Genomic DNA, 23,594 nt, shown 5'->3' with positions numbered 1-23,594 from the left:
CACTCATGATGAACAGTGGCACGAAGCTACTCCGTTATGTTCAGCTGCTGGATTCGGCCCTGCCCATCGGTGGTTTCTCCCATTCCTTCGGTCTGGAAGCTTACACGCATGATGGCACCGTGCAAAATACCGCGCAGCTTGAACAGTTTATTCGCAGCCAGCTTCACTCCAGTCTTGTACGACTAGATGGTCTTGCCATCAAAGGCGTCTATCAAGCGATAAAACAGCAAGATGCCGCTCTACTTGCCCTGTATGACAAACGCGTGCACGCCCAGCGCTCTCCACGGGAACTCAGGGAGAGCGGCCACAAGATGGGAAAGCGACTGCTCAAGCTCGCCCGTTCACTCTATCCATGGATGGACTTTTCCCTGATCGATGAGGCTATACGGGAATACGGCGCGTATTGCGGCATCACGACCATTCACGGTTATATCAACTATCAATTGGAGATTGAATTGGATGAAGCCGTTACCGGGCATCTGTATACCTCGGTGAACGCTTATGTGAACAGCGCACTTCGCCTGTTGCCCATCGGACAAACCGAAGCGCAGATGTTGATTCAGAAACTGCTTGATAATATCGAAGCGGAATGGGCTCTCATTCGAGACAATGACCCCGAAGATATGCACAGCTTCGGAATCGCCCAGGAAATCTACGCCATGCGGCATGAGACCTTACCCGCGCGGCTGTTTATGTCTTAACTACAACTTTTATCTAACTTAGGAGGAATTGTTATGTGTGGAGGAGCTAATCATACGCATCATCCGGAGTGGGAACGTAAGGCATTTGATCGGAGTCGTCCGATGCGAATTGGAATTGGTGGACCGGTAGGTTCAGGTAAAACAGCCCTTGTGGAGAAGCTATCCAAGGCACTGCGTACACGTTATAGTCTTGCTGTCATCACCAATGACATTTATACCAAGGAAGATGCCGAGATTTTGCTGCGTCAGAACGCACTGGCACCAGAGCGTATTATTGGCGTCGAGACAGGCGGATGCCCGCACACGGCTATTCGTGAGGATGCCTCCATGAATTTCGAAGCGGTTGACGAGTTGATCGAACGCTTCCCGGATCTGCAACTGATCTTCATCGAGAGCGGCGGCGACAATCTCTCCGCTGCATTCAGTCCGGAACTGGCTGATGTGTTCATCTACATTATCGACGTTGCTCAAGGAGAGAAACTCCCCCGCAAAGGCGGTCCCGGCATAACGCGTTCAGATCTGCTATTAATCAACAAAACCGACCTCGCCCCTTACGTTGGTGCAAGCCTGGAAGTTATGAAAAATGATACCGAACGGGTACGCGAAGGCCGCCCTTATGTCATGTCTAATCTAATGAGCGGTGAAGGTGTATCCGAGATTGTCCACTGGCTTGAACATCAATACATGGATGACGATGCTTCCGCTGCACATCTGCATTCACACAGCCATGAACATGGCACTCACTCGCATTAATTCATCTTCTGTCCCCACGGGAACAGAGATAACTAGGAATGAAAGTGCAGGTGCACCCGTCACACGCCGCAGCGAGCTTCGGGCCACCTTTGCCTTTCAAGGCGACCGGACTGTCATGACTGATCGTTATTACAGCGCACCACTCCGGTTTAGCCGATCCTTTCGACCTCCCGGAGGCGGAACCGAATTATGTGTGTACACGTCAGACGTCTCGCCCGGAGTCCTTAACGGGGATCATTATTATTCCGAGTGGGAATTAGGTGAAGGCACCCATGTCATGCTGAGTAGCACATCTGCTACCAGACTCCATCCTACACCTTCCATTCCCTCATCCGTTAATCATCACTTTCGGTTGGGAAAAGGGGCCACGCTGGAATACTTCCCTGAATGCGTCACTCCCTTCAAGGGAAGTTCTTCTTCGCTCACTGTAACCTTTGAGCTGGAAGAAAGGGCAATCCTGGCCTATGCAGATATCTGGTCTGCAGGACGGATTCATCGGGGAGAAGCGTTCCAATTCAAGCGTTACCGCAGCTTGACGGAGATATGGCAAGGTGAACAACTGGCTGTCTGGGATCAATTCGGACTCGAACCGGATACCGATGATCCCAAACACTCAGCGTCTCTCCTTCACTACACACATACCGCTGCGTTATGGATGATTGCCCCAGGTCTTGGTACTGCGGAGTTGGAGCAAGTCAGATCTGCGCTGCCACCAGATGGGCGAATGCTCGCAGGTGCAAGTTTGCTGGCAACCGGAGGCATCGGCGTTCGACTCCTTGGCATGGCAGCTTGGGAACTTCAGGAGCAGTGTCTTCAGATCTGGAACACACTCCGCCCTTATCTGCTGGGCAAAGAAACTCTTGTCTTTCGTAAATAAGGGCATCAATCATAGTTAACACCAAAAAACCTCTGAACTGTCTCCGAGTGTGTTCGGATTAGTCCAGAGGTTTTTGTACATTCAGTCTATGGATGCTGCTCATATCACTTACGCTTCGTTTTCCTCAGAATCGTTCTCTGATTTGTTCTCTGATTTGTTCTCAGGTTTATAGCGATAGTCGCCAGCATCCTTGCTTTCCTTGGATTTACGGTAACGGGTGAACTCAATATATTCGCTGATAAAAGACTGTTCCACAGTCGATAATTCACTTTCTTGGCAATTCAATTGCCGCAAAACGTCAAAAAAATAATCCTCCCGTTTTTCCCGAACCATCGCTTCCTTCGATGGATGTCCAATCATGAGCCAGTCGAGGCTCACATCAAAAAACGAAGCAATCTCAATTAATTTATTCGTACTCGGAATAGACTTGCCACGTTTCCAATCACCCAGATTGCCTGTGCTAATCTTCAGCTGTTGGCAGAAAGCCTTCTTGGTCATTCCTCGTTCGGCAATCAGGTGTTCAATTCGCTCATAGATCGACTGCATACAAGAACCGCCTTCCAACCGTAATAATCAACTCATCTGCTTGAATTATACCACATTATTCCTGAATGCTCAGCCTTTATATGCCTGGAACAGGATGAGGTATATCGTATAACACAAAGATAGACTCCCATGAATGATCATAGAAGTCTATCTTATGTTGTTGCTGTGATGCGGTCGAGAGGACTCGAACCTCCACGGGTATACACCCACTACCCCCTCAAGATAGCGTGTCTGCCATTCCACCACGACCGCATATTCAATTGTAAAAATGGTGAGCCATGAAGGGCTCGAACCTTCGACACCCTGATTAAAAGTCAGGTGCTCTACCAACTGAGCTAATGGCTCTTGCTGTAAACTTCACCGGATGTGCCATGCTTCATTCTTGTCTATAAGAGCAATGACTTTGAGGATTACTCATCGAAAATGTAGATCTCATGAGGTGGTGAAGTTATGACCCGTAGGGGATTCGAACCCCTGTTACCTCCGTGAAAGGGAGGTGTCTTAACCCCTTGACCAACGGGCCTTAATAACAAGTTGTCTTTCTTGGCGACAAGAATGAGTATACCACAGGACAATTTGAACTTGCAATACTTTTTTTAAAATTTATTTTTCAAGCCTTTTTGCCCATTGCATACTCTTCTTCAGAGCCCCGTTATTAGCCACCTCCCGTTCATGCCAATGTCATCCCCGTGCAGGAACAATGTAAACCATCCATCAAAACACTTATAAAAACTTACGTTCACTTATAATATTGCAAATCACATTAAGAATACTTATAATTAAAGTATCAGTATAAGTACGGTCATCCATACACTCGGAGGTGACATGTTTGTTTCAAGAAGAACGAATGCAGCTCATTGTTGAACATCTACGCAAACACAATCGCATCTCAGCCGATGATATTGTCGCCTTGTTTGATGTATCACGGGATACTGCACGCAGGGATCTGATTAAGCTTGAGGAACAGGATGCCATTATCCGAACACGTGGCGGTGCGATTCTCCCCCCTCCTCCGCAAGAATTCAGATCCTACAAAGACCGTTTACTCGATGTATCTGAGGAAAAGAGGGCCATCGGCAAACTCGCTGCGGCCATTGTAAGGCAAGGCGAGATCATTATTCTGGACTCTTCCACGACTGTGCAGGCCTGTGCCGAGAACTTAAACGGTAAATCCTGTACCGTCATTACTAATTCGATTCATTCCGCTGATCTTCTCTCCAATCACACTGCTGTCCAGATTCGTTTGCTCGGAGGCAAAGTAGATAAGGAACAACGTTATGTCTATGGTACCTCTGTTATTGAGACCCTCTCCCACTATTATGTAGATAAAGCCTTTATCGGAATTGGCGGTATCACCATGGATGGCTTCAGTGCTTCCGAAGAGGAAGGAAAAATTAAACACCAAATGATGAAAGCTGCCAAGAAAGTTGTTGTTCTTGCAGATCAATCCAAGTTTGATAGACGTTATGGTTATCGTTTTGCCGACTGGTCATTGGTGGATGTATTGATTACGGATCAATGGCCAACCAAAGAATGGCTTGTTTTTCTAGCCGAACAACAGGTTGAGATTCTCATTCCTGAACCTACAGATGATAAGGAGTTGTAAATATATGAAATTATTTGCCACAGATTTAGATGGAACTTTGTTGAACATAGATAGCCAGATTAGCCCGGAGAATGCCGCAGCCATCCAAAAGGCCCAGCAATCCGGTATGAAAGTTACCATTGCAACAGGACGTGTCTATTCCGATGTTGTGACCATCAGCCGCGAAGGCGGAATCAAAACCCCGATTATCGGCTCCAACGGAGCGACAATTCATGATGCAGACGGTGAACGTTTATTCCATCTTCCGCTCGAGCGTGACACAGCAGCTTCCGTCATGCAGTGGCTGGAAGATCATGATGTCTATTATGAGGCTTCAACGCAACAAGGCATCTATGCCCCGCGTAGCAGTCATGAGACCTTGCTCGCCGAGATGGAACGTGTTCTTGGTTCGAACCCTGGTGAGGACATTGCACGCATGATTCGCTCCATCAAGAAACACTATGACAAAAAAGACTACCACCGCGTAAACAGCCATCTCGAAATTCCGGCAGAAGCCTACATCTATAATATTATGGCCTTCTCCATGAATCCGGACAAAGTAAAGACAGGACGAGAATACTTCGCATCCCGATCCGATGTCGCAATGGTTGTTTCCTTTGAGCATAACTTCGAAATGCAGCACCCGGACGTATCCAAAGGTAATGCCCTCACCAAACTGGCGGCTCACCTGAACATCTCCATGGAAGATACAGTAGCGATCGGTGATAACTTCAACGATGTCTCCATGTTAAAAATGGCAGGACTCGGCATCGCCATGGGTAATGGCGAACCCGAAATCCAGGCATTAGCCAAAGCCATAACGCTGACCAATGTGGAGCACGGTGTTGCCCATGCCATCGAGTGCCTGCTTGAAGGCAAACCGGTATCCCGCCCAGAAACGATTGTCGGAGAAGGTCAGTAATTGGACCCATACTGAATTAAGTACTGAACCTGCGTGGTCACCTGTTGATCCATGCAGGTTCTCTTCATTTTAACTCCGCAGATCGAACGTGAGGCACGTCCTGTAACAAAATAATCAGTTGCTCGCCCCGGTATGAACCCGGTAGTTGCAATGTGAACTCAAGCACTGTCTCTTCCACGGAGTCTGTGCTTGTTTGCTGTTCTGTCTTAAATCCGATGACTGAGATCTTCTCCTGTCCCAGCAATGCCAAAACAGTCTTCAGGGCCTCTCCCTCATTTTGCAGATGGATGGTTAATGTCTCTGTTCGGGCGGATACCAGCCAGCGTGTGGGTCTATGCAGTAACATCTGTGCCACGACAATAAGCAGTGTCACGCCTCCACCCGTCCAATACAGACCTGAACCGACAGCAAGTCCCATGCCTGCCGTAGCCCATATGCCAGCTGCTGTGGTCAATCCCCTGACCGTGTGCCGCTGTGTGAAGATCATCCCTGCTCCAATGAACCCCACACCACTAACAACTTGTGCAGCGATCCTTGAAGGGTCCAGGGACAGATTGTCCCAGCCAGCCTGATCCTGGAATCCGTATTTCGATACAATCATCATCAGGGCAGCACCAACGGCGACCACAAAATGAGTACGGATTCCCGCTTCTTTCATTCGATTTTTGCGCTCATATCCGATTAGCACACCACATATTCCAGCTATGAGTACACGCATCAAATATTCCACTTCCATGCACATCACCTCTTTCATTATGTATATGCTTACATGAGTCTATCTTTACTATTACCCAATCTTTACATGACTAATAAAGAACTTCTACTCAGGTCAATTCTCTGCCCGGAAATTTTCCCCTTGTCTCTCTCCCAATCCATAATAATGTCTGAAATTATATATCAGCGGATGCCATTCCTCTGGATTAATCTTGTTCGGTCCAGATATTAGTCTTGTGTGCGCGTGCACCTTCAACGCTTTCACTTCCACAATCGCCATGAACGGTGTATGTTCGGGAATACGTATGTGTTGTACAGCCGCTTCAATCTGGAGCGGACATTCAACTATTTTATCTGGTGCTACCTGAACCGAGCATTCAGATGTCAGTCCAGCTACAGTGAATTTATCATGACAATATTCATAGCCCATCTTCCTTTTCTCCTCAGGAACCGGGGTGACTCCCGTATAACGACCCAATGCCTCAACCTGTTTCCACATGGTCGCATCCGGCAGATTAATTACACACTCCGGGTGTCGACTCAGATTTTCATAGGCTTTGCCGTGTGTCCCTAGACCGAGAACCAGACAATCCCCCAGTGCCCAAGACGAGGATAATGGTGACAGGTTGGTTGATCCATCCTCATTTAATGTGCTTAGCAGCACTACAGGCGTACCATAATATAAAATACTGGGATTAATCGTCTCATGTTGAATCACTTCTGGACTCGCGGACAACTGCTCTGTAGCAAAGTCCTGTTTCGTTATCTTTTTCATCCTGTACCTCTCCTGTTCCCATTCCAATGCTTTATAAGCTCAATCTGACCCATATGGGACGATACAACTCGATTGTAATACAGTAATAGTTCAGGTATGATCGAAGTATGAATGTATATCCGAATATTACTGTTATTGCGTCGTTAATCGCTGATCCAAGCCGCGCTATTTTTCTGTCATCCTTACTGGATGGCCGTGCGTTGCCCGCAGGAGAGCTTGCTCATATGGCAAGTGTCACTCCCCAGACGGCAAGCAGCCATCTAGCTAAACTCGTAGAGGGAGGATTACTCGAAGTTGAACAACAAGGGCGCCACCGATACTACCGTCTTGCAAACAAAGAAATTGCTAATCTGATTGAAACGATGGCCAGTATTGCTCCGCCTGTACAGATCCGCTCTCTCAAACAATCCGATCAGCTTCAACAACTTAGTCATGCACGGACCTGTTATGGTCATCTGGCCGGGAAACTGGGAATCTCGCTCTGTGAAGCCTTAGTACAGAACGGGTATCTTTCAGAGCCCGAAGAGGCACACAGCAAGGATTATCAAGTTACAGAGGAAGGAATACAGTGGTTCACTACGTTCGGAATTGAACTTCAGATGAAGCCGGGATCACGCCGTGCCATCGCTCGCAAATGTCTGGATTGGAGCGAACGCCGTCATCATCTATCAGGTATGCTTGGGGAACAACTCAGACATCGATTGTCGGAACTGGACTGGATTCGTCAAAAAACAGGAAGTCGCTCTGTCGAAGTAACGGAAGCAGGCAAGAAAGGTTTATACGAGATGTTGAGCATTTCACTTTAGGCTGAAGCGTATACGAGGGATAAGCAAAGATCAGTAAACGCAAAAAATCCCCTTCACACTGACCGTTAACCGGTCTAATGTGAAGAGGATTTTTTGTGCAATCAGAACGGAGAAAGAGGAGTACTCTCACTTCGTTCGAGACTGCGAAGTATTGCTAACGAAGCTTATGCTCCGACGAACCTTTAGGGTTCTCATCCCTTTGCAGAGAAGTTTAATTCAGAACGGAGAGAGAGGGATTCGAACCCTCGCACCGCTTACGCAGTCTAACCCCTTAGCAGAGGGTCCCCTTATAGCCACTTGGGTATCTCTCCAAGAAATGGCTCCCCGAACAGGGCTCGAACCTGTGACAACTCGATTAACAGTCGAGTGCTCTACCAACTGAGCTATCAGGGAAAATTAACTTGAATAAGATTAATCTACCATGATTAATAATCCAAGTCAACATCCCTTCCATCACTTTCTTTAATACATTGAACGAAACGCACATCAGATATTCTGAAGCCCCAGTTTTCCCGCACAACGACCACAACGGTAACGCTTCGGATCTATTTTCCGTTTGCGCAAATATTCCGTACCACAGCTCTTGCACACCAGCTTATAACGATATGGCAACGGCTTTCTGCCTTTGCCGTCAGGAAGCGATTGGCAGTAACGCGAGCCGCCTACCTTCTGCAACAAAGCCTTGAATTCCGGATCACGATGCTGATAGCCGCGCCCACGAATATGCAGATGATAGTGACACAGCTCATGCTTGATGATTTTCTCAACCTCATCTCGCCCGTAGGCTTCGAGTTGATGCGGATTGATCTCAATCCGGTGACTTTTGAGCATATAACGCCCACCCGTCGTGGTCAGGCGACTGTTAAACAACGCTTCATGGGTGAACGGCACTCCGAAATGATCCAGTGATACCTGTTCAATCCATTGTTGCAATTCCTCATTTTCCATCGGTGTCCTCTCCTTGCACCCCCTCGGAGCATTTGTTTTTCCGGCATAATACTTGAATTTTAACCGTTTCGTAGGCTACACTGTCAAGTAGAATGTATGAGGGGAGATTATTACTCGTTATGCCTACAATGCGCTATGTCATCCTGCAGCAGGAACAACAATTGCAGTTCGTGGAAATGCCGGCAGATTACGCCTATCAACTCAGTGCGCTCAACCTGCGCCTGCACAAGGAAATTGATAAACTCACTGCAGCAGACGTCCCTGTCCTGCCTTGGGCGATCGCCGAATGTGACAGCCTCGATCTCCTAAACGAAAATCTTACTATCATCGGTGGCCTTGATTATATCAATGCGCTTGAAGAATCTTTTGCAGTATTACGTGAAAGCCATTATCCATTGATTTCTCTGCTTACCGAAATCCGAGCTCTTCAGGCCCAATTGGAACAATGGTATGAAGAAGAGATGGAAGCTCTCTAATTCACCACAGTTATCATTTTATAATGATGAGAACGAAAAGCACATTTCCCTGAATTGGGATTTGTGCTTTTTTTTGAGTGAACAAGATTGATTTGCCGGAGGCCTCCACTTATCCCGCACAGTCCAGGCTATTGCCACATATGCTAACGTACAGATGAATTATGCAAGAGGAGGAGATACCCTTGCCTCAATGGCTTTGCAATCAACTGATGCGTGCATTTCACAAAAAGGACAGCCGGCAAATCAAGTTGCTGAACGAATGCTGGTTCTTTTATCGTAACAAACCAGCAAATGGCATACCACGCAGCGCGGAGAACGAACTTTAAGAGGTTGTTCATAAAAGTCTGCATTGGATTACGAAGGATGGCCCTTTGAACACGCACTTTAAGAAAATGCACATATTGCCCACCGTACTTACTAGAGGAATTAGAACGGATAACGGGACTATTACTGTCGACAACAAACAGCCTTCCTGGTTAGGGAAGGCTGTTCTCCAATCCTACTATTTAAGAAGACTGTTGCGCAGAAGCAGGCTTCTTCATCGTAAGGCCGACACGGCCTTTTTTGGTATCCACACTCATAACCCAGACCGTTACATTATCCCCGACAGACACAACGTCCATCGGATGTTTAACATACCCGTTGCTGAGCTGTGAAATATGGACAAGCCCATCACTCTTGATCCCAATATCAACAAAGGCACCAAAATCAATAACGTTCCGAACCGTACCTTGCAGCTCCATGCCTTCCACCAGATCCTCAATTTTCAATACATCTGTACGGAAGATTGGCAACGGCATTTCTTCACGCGGGTCACGCCCCGGACGCTGCAAGCTGTCCAGAATGTCACGCAATGTAGGCACACCTACGTCCAGTTTCACAGCCAATTGTTCTGGCTGTTGCTCTGACAGTAATACCGACAGTTCCTTGCTGCCCAGCTTGTCCAGTGCAACCTGAAGCTCCTTGAACAGCTGATCCACTACCTTGTAAGACTCAGGGTGAATAGGTGTACGGTCCAGCGGGTTCTCTCCCTCACCAATACGCATAAATCCTACGCACTGCTCATAGGTTTTGGCACCCAGACGTGGCACCTTCTGCAGCTGACGGCGGTTCGTAAACCGGCCATTTTCTTCACGGTACTTCACGATGTTTTTGGCAATCGTAGCGTTAACTCCGGCAACATATGACAGCAACGAAGGTGATGCTGTATTCACATCCACACCCACATGGTTAACTGCGGATTCCACGACAGCCTTCAGGCTTTCTTCGAGAATCTTCTGGGATACGTCATGCTGATATTGACCCACGCCAATGGCTTTTGGATCAATCTTAACCAACTCCGCCAGCGGGTCTTGTACCCGGCGAGCAATGGAAGCTGCACTGCGCTCCGCAACATCCAGATCAGGGAATTCTTCCTGGGCCAGCTTGGATGCAGAATATACACTCGCGCCTGCTTCGTTAACAATCAGATACACAAGACTTTCATCACCGTTCTCCTGAATGATCTCGGCAACAAATTGCTCTGTCTCACGTGATCCGGTACCATTACCAATGACGATCAGTCCGATATCATATTGCTTGATCATGCGATGGAATACTTCGGCAGCTTCACGTTTCTTGTTGTGTGGTGGCGTTGGGTAGGTCACAGCCACTTCCAGCAGTTTGCCCGTATCATCTACTACAGCCAGTTTACAACCGGTACGATAGGCCGGATCGACACCCAGTACACGTTTGCCATGAATCGGCGGTTGAAGCAACAGATTACGCAGATTGGCCGAGAATACCGATATGGCCTGATTTTCACCTTTTTCCGTGAGCTCTCCCCGAACTTCGCGCTCGATGGAAGGCGCAATCAGCCGCTTGTATGCATCTTCAATCACATCACGCAGGATATCCTGCACGGCAGAAGCACCACGAATGATCTGCCCTTCCATATGGCGATGGGCCGGTTCTGCCTGTACGTCCAAGCCGACTTTCAGAATACTCTCACGTTCACCGCGATTAATTGCGAGAATACGGTGTGGAGGCATTTTTTTGGCTAATTCGCGGTAATCATAATAATTCTCGTACACGGACTCCTCTTGAGCATCCTTCGCTTCTGAAGTCAGCATCCCGTGATCCAAGGTGTACCGACGAATCCAGGCACGAATGGCAGCATCGTCTGCGATATTCTCCGCGAGAATGTCTTTGGCTCCCTGAAGCGCCGACTCCGCATCTTCTACACCCAGTTCAGCATTGATATATTTCGTAGCTTCCTGGAGTACATCTCCTTGTTTCGGTTGACCCCAGATCCATACAGCAAGGGGCTCAAGACCTTTTTCCTTGGCCACACTGGCACGCGTTTTCCGCTTCTGACGGTAAGGTCGATACAAGTCTTCCACTTCCTGCAGCTTCACAGCTTGCGTAATGGATTGCTTCAGTTCTCCGGTCAGTTTGCCCTGTTCCTCTATAATACGGATGACTTCCAATTTGCGATCCTCAAGATTGCGCAGATAAACAATGCGTTCTTCAATCGATCGCAGCTGGTTCTCATCCAGCTCTCCAGTCATTTCTTTACGGTAGCGGGCGATAAATGGAATCGTATTGCCTTCGTCCAGAAGCTCCGACGTTGTGCGGACCTGCTTCAAGGACAGTGACAGTTCCTTGGCTACCTGTTTGATGATTCGTTCATGGCGTTCTGCCTTTATTGTTTCTTCATTGGGTTCCAGAACCGTTTCCTGTTCAGACAAAATAAATCCCTCTTTCCTTCCTGAATCGTTCGTTACAATCATTTCAGGGCAGCTTTGCTGCTGTAATTACAGTATAGTTGAACCATTTGTTTCTTCCACTCTACCCTATATTATCACAGAATCACGTCCAGATTTCCATCAATCCGCAAGCATACAAGTTCTGACAAAATGATGTCATCCTCCAGCCTTCCCCATTACGTCAAAAAAAGACCGAAAAACGTCATCACGACGCTCCCCGATCCTTCCTTTTTTTTAAAGCTTTAAATAAAATAGCAATCTAGACGCGCTCGAACCGAAACATCTCGCTCAGATAGTCTCCTGATGTGCTGCCTACCGAAATACCGCCATACATGAGGGCATCGCCGGTAAAGGTCTCCGATCCGCCTTTCAGACGATAATCCGCATTAGGGTCCAATCCTTTCAGCTTCAGGCGCTGAAGTGGCGCATTGGGCTCAGAGAGCACACGGAAGTAGAATACAACAGCTTCGCTTCCGTCCGGTGCAATAAACATCCACGCCGTCTCATTGCCTTCAAACGGACTGAGCAAACGACGGAATGTTCCATATTGAACCGTTCCACGAATCTCCTTGTACAGCTCAACCTGGGCTTTCACGATGTCGTTCTCTTCCTCCGTGAATTTTGTCAGGTCCAGCTCGTACCCGAAGTTGCCCGACATCGCAACATGTCCCCGAATCTCAAGAGAAGTTATCCGGTTGACCTGATGATTCGGTACCGCTGAGATATGCGATCCCATCGAACTTACCGGGTACACAAGACTCGTACCGTATTGAATCCGCAGGCGGGATATGGCATCCGTGTTATCACTTGTCCACGTCTGTGGCATGTAATACAGCATACCTGGATCGAAGCGGCCACCACCACCTGAACAACTCTCGAACAGAATGTTAGGGAACGCCGAAGTGATTCGTTCCATAACATCATACAGTCCGAGCATGTAACGATGCGCTGTCTCACGCTGTCTATCTGCCGGAAGCAATGCAGAACCCACTTCCGTCATATTGCGGTTCATGTCCCATTTCACATAAGTGATTGGTGCAGAACCAAGTACGTCTGTTAACATGCGCACAATCTCATCACGTACATCCTGACGAGAGAAGTCGAGTACCAGTTGCTGACGTCCTTCTGTGCGGCGACGATCAGGCACATGCAGACACCAGTCCGGATGCGCTCGGTACAGCTCACTGTCTGGTGAGATCATCTCAGGCTCAAACCACAATCCGAACTGCATATCCAGACCTGTTACGCGGTTAGCCAGATCATCCAATCCCTGTGGCAATTTGTTCTTATCTACAATCCAGTCGCCCAGCGAGGAGTTGTCACTGTCCCGATGTCCAAACCAGCCATCATCCAAGACAAACAGCTCAATACCCAGCTTCTGTCCGGCGCGAGCGATCTGCTCAATCTTGTCTGCATTGAATCCAAAGTAGGTTGCTTCCCAGTTATTGACCAGAACCGGACGTTCCGCATTACGGAACTTACCACGCGCAAGACGCTCCCGATACAATTCGTGGTAGGACTGTGACATGCCGTCCAAACCTGCAGCCGAGTAAACCATAACCGTCTCAGGTGTCTGGAACGTTTCTTGCGGCTCCAGCTTCCAGCTGAACTCGAACGGATTGATTCCGAGTGACACACGGGTGGTGTGGAACTGATCCACTTCAGCCTGTGCAGTGAAACTGCCACTATAGACGAGACTGAATCCATAAGCTTCACCTTGGTCTTCATCCGTGCCTGGTGTCATCAGTGCAATAAAAGGATTCTGCTGGTGACTGCTTGAACCGCGACGGCTCTCAATCCCTTGCAGGCCTGACGCAAGCGGTCTGCGAACAATATCACGTTCCCGTGTCCATGCACCTGACAACTGCAACAATTCATAATCCGCATGCGGGAAATCAACAGAAGAACTGAGCGCACGCACCACATTCACTGAGGTAGCGCTCTCATTAACGATACGCATCGAGCGTGTAATTGCATTAAATGCCGTAAAGGCTGTATAAGAAAGCTCGATTTTGATGCCTGCAACGCGGTCTTCCAACTCAATAACCAGCATCTCTGCTTCTTCATCGGATTCAACATACGTTGCTGGCAAACCAGTAAGCGCTGTCTTTCCCTTGACCAATCGATGGCCTGTATACGTAAACTCCGAAACCGTCGAGCCATTCTCAAGTTCCAATTGGATAGCCGGATTACGGAAATCACTTGTGCCATACACGGGTAGTTCCACTGCCAATGTATCAAATGAAATTGTACGGTCCTCTGGTACCGGGTTCGGACTGAAAGATGCTCGTTCTTTACGAACATGCAACCAGCTCAGATCGGTGTCGCGTAATTTTTTGCCATAATACAAATGCACCAAATATCCTGAAGGCAGTACCTGAAATACGTAACTGGCCTCGAGGGTCTGTAAATGAAATTGAAGTTTCTCCTGATTGATGTAAATGCTCATATGTCTCCTCCACCTCTATATATAGGTCTTTCGGGTAAACGGTTTCTCAGGATTCATTATAGCGAAAAGATCGCCAATGTTCTACGCTTTCATCAAGCTTTAATCAAAAGAGCGCATAACAGCCCGAAGGTTGTCATACGCTCTTTTGGTTACAGTCTGAATTCAGTGTGTTCCCTTACGGGAACATCCATTGCCAACGGACGGCAGTGCAGCGTACAAGACGCTGGTTGTTGCCTTAAAAATCGATTAAACCAAGGCTGATCTGTAAGGCTTCGTTGACCAATTTCATGGTCTCCTCGTCCAGATGGGTAATCTTGTCAGTCAGCCTCTGTTTATCAATCGTCCGTATTTGTTCGAGCAAAATAACCGAGTCCCGGTCAAAGCCGTGTGCCGCCGCATCAATTTCAACATGCGTTGGCAGCTTTGCCTTCTGGATTTGGGCGGTGATAGCCGCCACAATACAAGTTGGACTGAACCGGTTGCCGATATCATTCTGGATCACCAGAACCGGCCTGACTCCACCTTGCTCGGAACCGACAACGGGAGAAAGATCCGCAAAAAAAACGTCACCACGTTTTACGATCAATGTCTACACCCCGCTAACTAAGCGGTCCAGAGTGCTGTCCGCATCTTCCTCCGCATGAAAGGCTTCGGATGCCATGGTCAGATTAATTTTTGCCATCTCCATGTACCCTCGCTGCATCGTTTCACGGATGTAACGTTTCTTACGCTCCGTTAAATACAGCTTCATAGCCTGCCTAATCAATTCGCTGCGGTTGGAATTCTCCAGCGCTACGATGCCATCCACTTCCTGCAAAAGATAATCAGGTAAACTGATCATGATCCGCTTGGTGTTCTGCAAGTTGGCCACCTTTCTTCCACCCCCACAAACCTTTCGCCATTGTGAACCAGTATTACGTTTTTCCAGAACTTTTATACAAAGGAATATATATGCCCCGAGTATATCAAGTATGCTGTACTCCATTATAAACACGGGGAACAATATTCGTACAGACCAAACATCTCAATTCAGGAATTAAATCCTTACCGTCATACATAATTCGAGATGCTCCGACAGTTTTCCTTCTGTTCTGAAAAAAAGTTTATTGGGAATGACGTCCAGTTTACCTGTCAGGATGTCAAAAGTGGATTGATTCTGGCGACTACTGCTCCCCCGCGGGTATATACCCGCGGAATGCGGTGCGCCATCATGCAGATCACTTCATAAGCAATCGTACCGAGCTGAGATGCCACCTCGTCTGCGGTTATTACGCCACCAGACTGATGACCGATGAGGACAACCTCTTCGCCGACTTGAATTTCTTCCGCCTCTTCCGCGAAAGTTTGTAACGACACCATACACTGATCCATGCAGATTGTACCGACGACAGGGACGCGGCGTCCGCGTACAAGCACTTCTGCTTTACCTGTCAGCATTCTGGAGAATCCGTCTGCATATCCGATCGGCAGGGTCGCTATTCGTTCGTAACCTTGCGTAAAATAACGGGTTCCGTAACTGATCCCCCAATGGGGTGGCAGTGTTTTGACCAGAACCGCTTTTGTCTTCAGCGTCAATACCGGGGACAGCTTCACCACCTGATGATTCACCTCAGCCGAAGGATACAGTCCGTACAGGCTTATTCCCACACGTACCATGTCATAGGACAATTCCGGTGTATCAATGGCAGCGGCGCTGTTCGCCGTATGTATAATCGGGATGGAACATCCCTGATCCCTGAGCGCATGAACTACGCTTTGGAACCGTCTATACTGCTCCAGTGTATAGGTTTTGTCTTCTTCATCTGCTCTGGCAAAATGGGTAAACATACCTTCCAGCATCACCTGATTGAGCGAAGCTACTTCCTGAATGAAAGCCAATGCCTCATCGCCAGGCAACAGACCTAATCGGCCCATGCCGCTGTCGATTTTAATATGAACCTTCAGTTGGTTAGCGAATGTGCTCGCATCCAGATGTCGAATGGCGTCAAGCACTTCCCTGCTGAACAGTGTGACGGTCACATCATGTTGCCATGCAACAGCGATCCCTTCAGGCGGCGTATATCCCAGTACCAAGATTGGAATCGTAATCCCATGTTGTCGCAGTTCCAGAGCTTCGTCAAGAAAAGCCACACTTAAGTAATCCACACCCACTCGTTCCAGTTCCCTAGCCGTCTCCACCGCTCCGTGTCCATAGGCATTGGCCTTCACACAGGCGAGGAATTTCATGCCCTGAGGCAATGCCTCGCGGAAAGCTTCTACGTTAGTACACAAATGATCCAAATTGATCTCCGCTTGGGTCGGCCGATATTGTCCTTGCACGTTAAGTCACCTTCTCTAATCATCTTAATCCGGCTCACGTCAGACTCCATCGTAATGCTCCAGCATGTGACTGTCAAATGAACCGAAGTTTCGCATCCAAAAACAGATGTAAGGTGCGCCTTTTGAAGAACAAATGCGAACACAGAAGAAGACCGATAAGCGAGATTAGCAGGGCAAAATCCCACTTTTCACCCAAGCAAAATCTGCTTATATCGATTATTTACCCGGTTCCCTCTGCGTAGAAGCGCATTTTGCTTTATTGAGTGTATCGGGTAAGAAAAACAGCGCTAAATAAATACCTTTCTTACATCAAAGCAAAGCACCGGAGAACAGGTCTCCGATGCTTCTTAGCATTCCTTATGTTTATGCTACTATTCGTTCATTTGTTCAAAAATCATTTGCCTGACTCTTCCTGCATCGATGTTGCAATGCGTGCCATTTCGTTCTGAGGCAGGTCGGCACTGGTGATCCGATATTCTATGCCATCTGTCATCCATGTCAGAGTCTTCAATGCATCCCCGCTGATCATCCCCAGCGTGAATCCAAGATCCACTACACTGGATGGAGCAAGTGATACAGCTCGATCCTGTGGTCTGGCTTCGAATATCGTGTAATTATATGTTCCTTCATAACGAAGCATAACCGAATAGTCTCCCGCTTCTTCCAGAATCTGATCGTCCTTGAGCTGCACGCCTTCCGGCGCATAGGTCGGCTGAATCACGCCGAAGCTGTCTGCCCCTTCCGGTTCTGCAAGTGTCGGCTCTTCGCCTTCCTGACCTGTTGCAGCACCCTCTGTACCTTGCTGCTCTGTGTCACCACCTATACCCGACTGTCCATCAGTAACGGCTCCATCAGGTTCAGGCGCTGTCTGAGGATTGGCAGGTTCTTTACCGCCCTCATTACCTGTTTGCTCCGCAGGAGCCACACCAGAGTCTGTTCCCGTTTTGCCGCCTTCTTCTGTATTGGCTGTCATGTTACGTTGCATGTCAAAGGCGTCTTTCTCAAATGCAGCACCAAATTTGAAGGAATCAAACTTCACATCCACGACCACATTGGCATTGGAGTCGGATACCTCAACCTGTTTCGGTGCGTAATCACTTTTGTTCAGCCAGATCTTCTGTCTGACGAGTGCATGTGTATTATAATTGGCAGCTACATCAAATACATAGCTCTCCTTCTCATCCGCAAACTGACGGGTTGTATCCCCCGTAATGCTCCGAATCAATGTTTCATAGAGATATACCTGTCCTTGATTATCTGGCCAATTGCTCTGAAAACGGAAGCTTTTGTTCTGGCTCGGCGTCAAAACAAACACGCCTTCATCGTTACGCAGTACAATCTGTGTTACATCCTTTTTTGCATTCGTTAACGCAATACGATAATAGGAAGGCTTCTGATGCCATACCTCGACCTTGTACTGCTGCGGCGTATCTCCGGTATGCAGCGTCATCACGCCTGCCCCTTGGTAACTTTCCATCTCTCCTACGACTTCGTTCAGATCTTTGACCACAGCTGCCGCATCCTTCTTCCCGCAGGCGGCAAGCAAGACCGATAAGACCAATACCATGGCAAGCATCCATGATATTCGGCGCATGACATCATCCCCTTTAGCACATGTTTTCACTTCAGGATTGTGCTTGCAGCAGAACCCCTACTTGATTAGTACATGTTATGAGGGACTTGTTCGATATATGCGGACTAGTTTGACAAGCAATCGGTGAAGTCCGTTAATACGGCATTGCTACGCAAAATCAGTCTCAGGGAGGATGTTAAATTTATCCAGAAAAGGCATAGTGAATTGTAGGAGATTATTCGTTTTATTGAATATTAGGAGGAAAAGGTATGACGACAAAGCTTCGCACATCACTGGAAGGACTGGATGAATTCATCGACGAGCAGCTTCAATTATGGAATGGTGTCGGCACAGCGGTGGCGGTGGTCCATAAGGATGAAGTCGTCTGGCAAAAAGGCTACGGTTATCGTGACCTGGAGTCCAAACTTGAAGTTACCCCTAATACGTTGTTTGCCATCGGTTCAAGTACCAAAGCCTTTACCGCAGCAACTGCTGCTCTGCTTGTGGATCAGGGGATACTGGACTGGGATACCCCTGTGAAGTCGTATATGAAAGACTTCCAGATGTTTGATCCGGTCGCAACAGAACGTATAACTATTCGCGACATGCTGTGTCATCGTTCCGGTCTTCCAAGGCATGAGTTGGTATGGTACAACTCCCCACTTACAAGAGAAGAACTTGTTCGAACATTACAGTATCTGGAGCCAAATCAGGATTTCCGAAACAAATGGCAGTATCAGAACCTGATGTACATGACGGCAGGTTATCTGGTTGGACAGCTCAATGAAACTTCGTGGGAGCAGATGGTTCAGAAGACCCTATTTAATCCGCTGGGTATGAACTCAAGTCTGTTCTCTGTTGAAAAAATGCAACTTCAGCCTGACTATGCTTACCCTTATATGGATAAGGATGGTCAGAATACGAGAATACCTTTTCGAGCCATTGATGCCATAGGACCTGCTGGTTCCATTAACAGCAATCTAGCCGATATGATTGCATGGCTTCAATTCCAGCTACATCAAGGTCAATGGGAAGGAACGTCATTGATATCTAAAGAACAGATGAAGATTATGCATAGTCCTCAGATGCCTAGTGATTCGCCATTCATAAGCCAAGAACTGCCTATGAGTACATATGGTCTGGGTTGGATGATTGAGCCTTATCGTGGACATGCCATGATTCATCATGGTGGGGCTATTGATGGCTTTGCATCACAAGTTGCCTTTTTGCCAGAAGAGCAGATTGGAATCGTGGTTCTGAGCAATACCAACGGAAGTATAATTCCCTATACGGTTGCTTTTCATATCATGGACCAACTGCTTGGATTAGAGCCCGTCAATTGGAGTTCCAAATTGAGAAAATTAATGGGGAAAGAATCAACAGAAACAGAGGCTAATCCGGAGAATCCTCTGGAAGTGCCTATTCAAGCAGACACTGCCGTTGAGGAAAATATTGAAGAACCTCACATCATACCTTGTGATCGCCCTTACACCGCTTATGCGGGTATTTACACGCATCCTGGTTATGGCGAGATGTCGATTCAAGAGACCACGGACGGGTTGCAAGCAACCTTTAACGCCATTGAAATGCCCATGGAATACACCGGGAAAGATACGTTTTCCGTCGAATTTGTGTTATTCGGTCTGAAGATCACGTATACGTTTACCCTCAATGAATCTTCAGAAGTTGCTCAATCCATCTCCATTCCTTTGTTGCTTGAACCGGGTACAAAGCCTATTGAATTCATCAGGGTTTCGTAAATGATCTGAACCTATATAAATTGAACTAATGAATATATTTACACTGGTCACTCCGATGACAGAACAACCTTCTGATCGCTGTTATCCCCAGATTTTTTTGATTTCTTTTCATAAAGTGAAAATCCGGGGATAAAGGCGAACGCTCTGCTTCCTCAGGTTATTTCTGTCCTCTCCATTTTGTATAAATGTTTAGTTCAATTTATATAGAAAACGCCTGATTCATTTCCGTTGTGGCAGCTAATCCTACCACAACGGAATATACACCGGATAACTCGTATTCTCTTCAGCGGCCCCAGGGCTTCTTTTCACCCACAATCTGCGCAGATCAGGCAGACCATACCCCGCAAGACGATAATCTCTCAGCGAATCATGATGGGTGTGTTCTTCCTTGAAGCTGTATGTGGGCAGAAGCAATGCCTCCTGAATCAGTCGATCTTCTAGCCGAATCAATCTATTCAACCGCTCCGCAGGTTCCTGGATCATGACCACTCTTCCACATTCCTGTTCCAGTTCATGTCTCCAGTAATCATTCATCGCAATCAGGAATAACGTGTTCTGGAAGGTGTACATCGTCACGAGACTCAGCACGACATGATCATTGAAGATTTCTCCTGTATAGATCAGATCACAATCCCCAAACCCATCTTGATAGACTGCGTAGACCGGATCTCCCGGCATAATGTTGATATGTAGGCCAATCTGTTTACATCTCTCTGCAAACCAGACCATATCCGTCTCCATCTTCTCTCCTTCTTCCACCCACAGACTTAAACTCTGCCCTTGATAAGAGCTATGACGCAATAATGCTGAGGCCCGCGCCAGTGAGGTCTCCACGGAAAGGTCAGGTACAGGTGTGACCGAACCATCCGGTTGTTCCGATTGCTGTTTCCCTGGCTCCCCTTGATCTGAACCCACCTTTAAAGGTTGCTGTACTCGTCCTCGAATCAGACTATAAGCAGCCTGCGTGTTCGTGCTTCCGAGCGCTTGCGACAACTCCTGCGCATTCAATAGCTGTTGAACAGCCCGGCGAAAATTCAAATCATGCTGCGGCCCTTCCTTTTGCATATTAAACGTCATATACATGCCACCCTGCATCTCATGTTGCACGGCACGAGGCTCCGCATCCGGAAATATATTATGCTTGATGACGGACTCCACCCTCCCAGAATGGGGAAGTTGCCATATTTCAACGCGGTCAATATAGGCTCGGCCTCGGAAGTAGGAAGGGAATACTTCCAACACAAGCAGCTTGGAATCATGACGCGTCAACCGATAAGGTCCTGTTCCAATCGGATGGAGCGGATTCATCTCCACATCTCTCGGCAAGATCGATGCAGACATACTACTCATCAGATCCGGGAACATGAAGTTAGGCTTGTTTAACACAAAACGTACAGTCAATTCGTCCAACGTCTCTATGCGCCCAATAGATCCAAACAGAGGCCTGCACGGGTTACTCTTGTCAGAGATAATGCGATCAAAGGTAAACTTCACGTCCTCTGCATCCAGTATCCTTCCATGATGAAAAGGTATGCCTTTGTGCAGATAAAAGGTCCATTCCCTTCCGTCCTCATGACTCTCCCATGCTATAGCCAGACTCGGTTCACAGACCTGGTGTTCAGCATTATAACGAACCAAACGATCAAAAACCTCCGCAACAATAAAAACTTCTCCCCACATGGCCGTCTGCGTGGGATCCAATGTCTTAAAAGGGATATTCCGTGGAATCCGCAATGTATCCACTCGTCCTCTGTCCCCTCCATTCGAACGCAGACCAAATTGATGCTGCATTTGCTGCATCAGATGTTCTCTCATCGTAATTGGTAAGATGGCGGCCAGTTCATAGGCGTCCTCCATCCTGTTCCCATCCAGGAGATGGTCAAATCGTTCACGCGCCACTTCAAGCAACGGGACACAAAATACCAGCATCGATTTTTTGCCTCTTCCGCGCTGCGGGTTCCACCTGACCCATCCATTCTCCTTGAATTTGTTCATAATGAGGTTCATATTGCGCATGGTACAACATAATAGATCGGCAAGTTCACCTACTGTTGTATATACTTCTTGTTCATCATGCACATGTGGAAAGTTTAATCGCAGTTGAATGTAATGTTCTGATACGTCCATATATGCCCTACCTTCTGCTAAAATACGAAATCCATCCGGATGCTTCTACAGTTTTTCTTCAGGTTTTCCTCCATTATACTCAGTAACATCAACATGACCAGTGGGAAGGAAGAAAAACGACTTATGAAATACGCCGATTTGCACCCGAACATCAGAATACGTATCATTACTGATTTTTTCACCGATCTGACCCAGAAGTCCATCATTCCATTCATGGCGATCTATCTGAGTATTCAGATTGGCGCAGGTTTGGCGGGGTTATTGCTGACGGTCAATATTGTGGCTTCCATGATTGTGGGATTGTGGGCAGGATATTGGTCTGACCGGATTGGACGGAAGAAATTGATGGTGATTGCACAAATTCTGCAGGTAGTGGCTCTATTTTGCTTGGCCATCGCCAATTCGCCGTGGATGGATTCGATCATTGTCACTTGTCTCATGTTTCTGCTCAGCAGTCTCAGTTCAGGGATCACCGTGCCGATTGCTAATGCCATGATTGTCGACGTGAGCAGTGAACATGAACGTCATTATGTATATGGATTGCAATATTGGACAACAAACGTTGCTGTAACTTTTGGTGCACTGATGGGCGGGCTATTTTTCGAATCATTTCGTTTCCTATTGTTCAGTCTGGTATGCCTTGAAAGCCTAGCTACCCTGTTTATTTTGATCTTTATGATTCGTGAAACAATGGATAAACGCGCATTAGATTATGGTGAGGCTCCCATCCAGAAGAACATATTGAAAACGTACGGGGCGGTCTTTCAGGACAAACGTTTCATGATATTTTTCACGGCCACTGTACTTGCAGTCTCCCTGGAATTTCAGTTGGATAAATACATCGCTGTTCGTCTAAAAAATGAATTCACCGCCCAACTGTTCGGCTCAGATATCTCAGGTCTGCATATGTTCAGCCTGATCATGGTCATCAACACCGTAATGGTTGCCTTGGTTGCCATTCCATTCACCAGATGGATAGGTCGCTTCCAGTCCCGATCTATTATGACTGTTGGTATGCTCCTCTATACCGCAGGTTTCACCGTACTTGCTTTCAGCAACTGGGCCTGGTTACTCATCTCATCCGCTATATTGCTAACGATTGGAGAATTGATGTACGCCCCTGTTCGTCAGGTCATGCTCGCAGGCATGATTCCAGATTCGGACCGTGCTGCCTATATGGCTGCTGACGGGTTGAGTTACAACGCTGCTGCCCTTCTCGGCAGTCTCGGGTTAACCATTGGAGCCTTTCTGCCCTCCTATGCGATGGCTGGTCTGTATATCCTGATGGGGCTTGGAGCGCTCATCTTTTTCCGAATGTTACTTCGGAAGGCAGAGGAACAAAATCAACATCTGCCGTGTGCAGATGCATCTTGATTTCACTTTTCAGGCAATTTTTCCGACAAAAAAATCATCCAAGGGAGCCCAACTGGCTCTCTTTTTCATGTCCATGATCAACATTTAGAAGTAAATGATCTTTAACATTTTGTATATTATAGTTTACATTTAGTCAAATATC

General features: G+C 47.4%; 21 protein-coding genes and 5 tRNA genes. 10 read left to right on the top strand and 16 right to left on the bottom strand.

Translation table 11 applies throughout. The annotated features are described in order from the left end of the window. The first annotated feature begins 5 nt into the window (after positions 1-5). From C161_RS07160 to C161_RS31910, 3 genes are read left to right on the top strand one after another with little or no spacing between them, the layout of a single operon-like run. Positions 6-701, top strand: coding sequence for an urease accessory protein UreF (locus tag C161_RS07160; protein WP_084650082.1), 696 nt, complete (start codon positions 6-8; stop codon positions 699-701). A gap of 33 nt (positions 702-734) precedes the next feature. Next, positions 735-1,454 carry an urease accessory protein UreG gene (gene ureG / locus C161_RS07155; RefSeq protein ID WP_017690021.1) on the top strand — a complete coding sequence of 240 codons (720 nt, stop codon included), beginning with the start codon at positions 735-737 and terminating at the stop codon, positions 1,452-1,454. Beyond that, complete coding sequence (locus C161_RS31910) at positions 1,372-2,331, top strand: urease accessory protein UreD (RefSeq protein ID WP_235193754.1); 960 nt, start codon at positions 1,372-1,374, stop codon at positions 2,329-2,331. Before ureG ends, C161_RS31910 begins: the two co-directional genes overlap by 83 nt. 108 nt (positions 2,332-2,439) lie before the next feature. Here C161_RS31910 and C161_RS07145 read toward each other — a convergent pair whose 3' ends face one another. From C161_RS07145 to C161_RS07130, 4 genes are all read right to left on the bottom strand, one after another. After that, positions 2,440-2,877 (bottom strand): helix-turn-helix domain-containing protein, encoded by a 438-nt coding sequence (locus C161_RS07145; RefSeq protein ID WP_036669058.1) that lies wholly within the window; start codon positions 2,875-2,877, stop codon positions 2,440-2,442. A 169-nt stretch (positions 2,878-3,046) separates the two neighbouring features. Beyond that, a tRNA-Leu gene (locus C161_RS07140) sits at positions 3,047-3,129 on the bottom strand. 17 nt (positions 3,130-3,146) lie between these two features. Then, a tRNA-Lys gene (locus tag C161_RS07135) sits at positions 3,147-3,222 on the bottom strand. Between the two features lie 106 nt (positions 3,223-3,328). Next, positions 3,329-3,400 (bottom strand) — tRNA-Glu (locus C161_RS07130). 306 nt (positions 3,401-3,706) lie between these two features. Here C161_RS07130 and C161_RS07125 point away from each other — a divergent pair. Both C161_RS07125 and C161_RS07120 read left to right on the top strand, forming a co-directional pair. Next, the gene (locus C161_RS07125; RefSeq protein ID WP_017690024.1) at positions 3,707-4,483 is read left to right on the top strand and encodes a DeoR/GlpR family DNA-binding transcription regulator; all 777 of its coding nucleotides are present in this window, start codon (positions 3,707-3,709) and stop codon (positions 4,481-4,483) included. A gap of 4 nt (positions 4,484-4,487) precedes the next feature. Continuing rightward, complete coding sequence (locus C161_RS07120; RefSeq protein WP_036610865.1) at positions 4,488-5,384, top strand: Cof-type HAD-IIB family hydrolase; 897 nt, start codon at positions 4,488-4,490, stop codon at positions 5,382-5,384. A 64-nt stretch (positions 5,385-5,448) separates the two neighbouring features. On the opposite strand, the gene C161_RS07115 is transcribed toward C161_RS07120, so the two are convergent. Continuing rightward, positions 5,449-6,120 carry an MgtC/SapB family protein gene (locus C161_RS07115; protein WP_051449621.1) on the bottom strand — a complete coding sequence of 224 codons (672 nt, stop codon included), beginning with the start codon at positions 6,118-6,120 and terminating at the stop codon, positions 5,449-5,451. Positions 6,121-6,213: 93 nt separating this feature from the next. Next, entirely contained in the window at positions 6,214-6,873 is a 660-nt protein-coding gene (locus C161_RS07110; RefSeq protein ID WP_051449620.1) for a flavin reductase family protein, read from the bottom strand. A 107-nt stretch (positions 6,874-6,980) separates the two neighbouring features. Here C161_RS07110 and C161_RS07105 point away from each other — a divergent pair, with 107 nt between their 5' ends. Beyond that, positions 6,981-7,679, top strand: a complete 699-nt coding sequence (locus C161_RS07105; RefSeq protein WP_036669055.1) for an ArsR/SmtB family transcription factor — start codon at positions 6,981-6,983, stop codon at positions 7,677-7,679. Between the two features lie 222 nt (positions 7,680-7,901). Here C161_RS07105 and C161_RS07100 read toward each other — a convergent pair. From C161_RS07100 to C161_RS07090, 3 genes are all read right to left on the bottom strand, one after another. Further along, a tRNA-Ser gene (locus tag C161_RS07100) sits at positions 7,902-7,990 on the bottom strand. 6 nt (positions 7,991-7,996) lie between these two features. Beyond that, positions 7,997-8,072, bottom strand: a tRNA-Asn gene (locus C161_RS07095). A 93-nt stretch (positions 8,073-8,165) separates the two neighbouring features. Continuing rightward, positions 8,166-8,627 (bottom strand): SprT family protein, encoded by a 462-nt coding sequence (locus C161_RS07090; protein WP_036669054.1) that lies wholly within the window; start codon positions 8,625-8,627, stop codon positions 8,166-8,168. Positions 8,628-8,746: 119 nt separating this feature from the next. On the opposite strand from C161_RS07090, the gene C161_RS07085 reads away from it, so the two are divergent. After that, positions 8,747-9,103 carry a hypothetical protein gene (locus C161_RS07085; RefSeq protein WP_036669053.1) on the top strand — a complete coding sequence of 119 codons (357 nt, stop codon included), beginning with the start codon at positions 8,747-8,749 and terminating at the stop codon, positions 9,101-9,103. A gap of 182 nt (positions 9,104-9,285) precedes the next feature. Next, a complete protein-coding gene (gene cmpA / locus C161_RS32290; protein ID WP_156946085.1) occupies positions 9,286-9,429 on the top strand; it encodes a cortex morphogenetic protein CmpA in 144 nt (47 codons plus the stop codon). A gap of 180 nt (positions 9,430-9,609) precedes the next feature. On the opposite strand, the gene C161_RS07080 is transcribed toward cmpA, so the two are convergent. The 6 genes from C161_RS07080 to C161_RS07055 form a co-directional block, all read right to left on the bottom strand. Further along, a complete protein-coding gene (locus tag C161_RS07080; protein ID WP_036669051.1) occupies positions 9,610-11,832 on the bottom strand; it encodes a Tex family protein in 2,223 nt (740 codons plus the stop codon). A 277-nt stretch (positions 11,833-12,109) separates the two neighbouring features. Next, positions 12,110-14,299, bottom strand: a complete 2,190-nt coding sequence (locus C161_RS07075; RefSeq protein WP_036669049.1) for an alpha-galactosidase — start codon at positions 14,297-14,299, stop codon at positions 12,110-12,112. A 235-nt stretch (positions 14,300-14,534) separates the two neighbouring features. Further along, a complete protein-coding gene (locus tag C161_RS07070) occupies positions 14,535-14,885 on the bottom strand; it encodes a type II toxin-antitoxin system PemK/MazF family toxin (protein ID WP_024630714.1) in 351 nt (116 codons plus the stop codon). Between the two features lie 3 nt (positions 14,886-14,888). Continuing rightward, entirely contained in the window at positions 14,889-15,170 is a 282-nt protein-coding gene (locus C161_RS07065; RefSeq protein ID WP_017690037.1) for a CopG family ribbon-helix-helix protein, read from the bottom strand. A gap of 260 nt (positions 15,171-15,430) precedes the next feature. Beyond that, positions 15,431-16,618, bottom strand: coding sequence for an alanine racemase (gene alr, locus C161_RS07060; protein ID WP_036669048.1), 1,188 nt, complete (start codon positions 16,616-16,618; stop codon positions 15,431-15,433). 394 nt (positions 16,619-17,012) lie between these two features. Further along, positions 17,013-18,212, bottom strand: coding sequence for an outer membrane lipoprotein-sorting protein (locus C161_RS07055; RefSeq protein WP_036669046.1), 1,200 nt, complete (start codon positions 18,210-18,212; stop codon positions 17,013-17,015). A 248-nt stretch (positions 18,213-18,460) separates the two neighbouring features. On the opposite strand from C161_RS07055, the gene C161_RS07050 reads away from it, so the two are divergent. Beyond that, a complete protein-coding gene (locus C161_RS07050; protein ID WP_036669044.1) occupies positions 18,461-19,951 on the top strand; it encodes a serine hydrolase in 1,491 nt (496 codons plus the stop codon). Positions 19,952-20,194: 243 nt separating this feature from the next. Here the strand turns inward: C161_RS07050 and C161_RS07045 are convergent, their stop codons facing one another. Then, positions 20,195-22,078 (bottom strand): ABC transporter substrate-binding protein, encoded by a 1,884-nt coding sequence (locus C161_RS07045; RefSeq protein WP_036669042.1) that lies wholly within the window; start codon positions 22,076-22,078, stop codon positions 20,195-20,197. Positions 22,079-22,171: 93 nt separating this feature from the next. Here C161_RS07045 and C161_RS07040 point away from each other — a divergent pair, with 93 nt between their 5' ends. Beyond that, positions 22,172-23,452: an MDR family MFS transporter gene (locus tag C161_RS07040; RefSeq protein WP_235193753.1), complete on the top strand. Its 1,281-nt coding sequence runs from the start codon at positions 22,172-22,174 to the stop codon at positions 23,450-23,452. The last annotated feature ends 142 nt before the right edge of the window (positions 23,453-23,594 follow it).

This window comes from Paenibacillus sp. FSL R5-192, assembly GCF_000517845.1.
GTDB lineage: Bacteria > Bacillota > Bacilli > Paenibacillales > Paenibacillaceae > Paenibacillus > Paenibacillus amylolyticus.
Note: the sequence above shows the minus strand (reverse complement) of the source record. Positions and strands in the feature narration are given on the sequence as shown.

Excerpts from the sequence above, each read along its gene's own strand:
- C161_RS07145 (WP_036669058.1), bottom strand. The coding sequence starts at position 2,877 with ATGCAGTCGATCTATGAGCGAATTGAACACCTGATTGCCGAACGAGGA.
- C161_RS07075 (WP_036669049.1), bottom strand. The coding sequence starts at position 14,299 with ATGAGCATTTACATCAATCAGGAGAAACTTCAATTTCATTTACAGACC.
- C161_RS07055 (WP_036669046.1), bottom strand. The coding sequence starts at position 18,212 with ATGCGCCGAATATCATGGATGCTTGCCATGGTATTGGTCTTATCGGTC.
- C161_RS07160 (WP_084650082.1), top strand. The coding sequence starts at position 6 with ATGATGAACAGTGGCACGAAGCTACTCCGTTATGTTCAGCTGCTGGAT.
- C161_RS07040 (WP_235193753.1), top strand. The coding sequence starts at position 22,172 with ATGACCAGTGGGAAGGAAGAAAAACGACTTATGAAATACGCCGATTTG.
- C161_RS07110 (WP_051449620.1), bottom strand. The coding sequence starts at position 6,873 with ATGAAAAAGATAACGAAACAGGACTTTGCTACAGAGCAGTTGTCCGCG.
- ureG (WP_017690021.1), top strand. The coding sequence starts at position 735 with ATGTGTGGAGGAGCTAATCATACGCATCATCCGGAGTGGGAACGTAAG.
- C161_RS07105 (WP_036669055.1), top strand. The coding sequence starts at position 6,981 with ATGAATGTATATCCGAATATTACTGTTATTGCGTCGTTAATCGCTGAT.
- C161_RS07090 (WP_036669054.1), bottom strand. The coding sequence starts at position 8,627 with ATGGAAAATGAGGAATTGCAACAATGGATTGAACAGGTATCACTGGAT.
- C161_RS07115 (WP_051449621.1), bottom strand. The coding sequence starts at position 6,120 with ATGGAAGTGGAATATTTGATGCGTGTACTCATAGCTGGAATATGTGGT.
- C161_RS07085 (WP_036669053.1), top strand. The coding sequence starts at position 8,747 with ATGCCTACAATGCGCTATGTCATCCTGCAGCAGGAACAACAATTGCAG.
- C161_RS07120 (WP_036610865.1), top strand. The coding sequence starts at position 4,488 with ATGAAATTATTTGCCACAGATTTAGATGGAACTTTGTTGAACATAGAT.
- C161_RS07050 (WP_036669044.1), top strand. The coding sequence starts at position 18,461 with ATGACGACAAAGCTTCGCACATCACTGGAAGGACTGGATGAATTCATC.
- C161_RS07045 (WP_036669042.1), bottom strand. The coding sequence starts at position 22,078 with ATGGACGTATCAGAACATTACATTCAACTGCGATTAAACTTTCCACAT.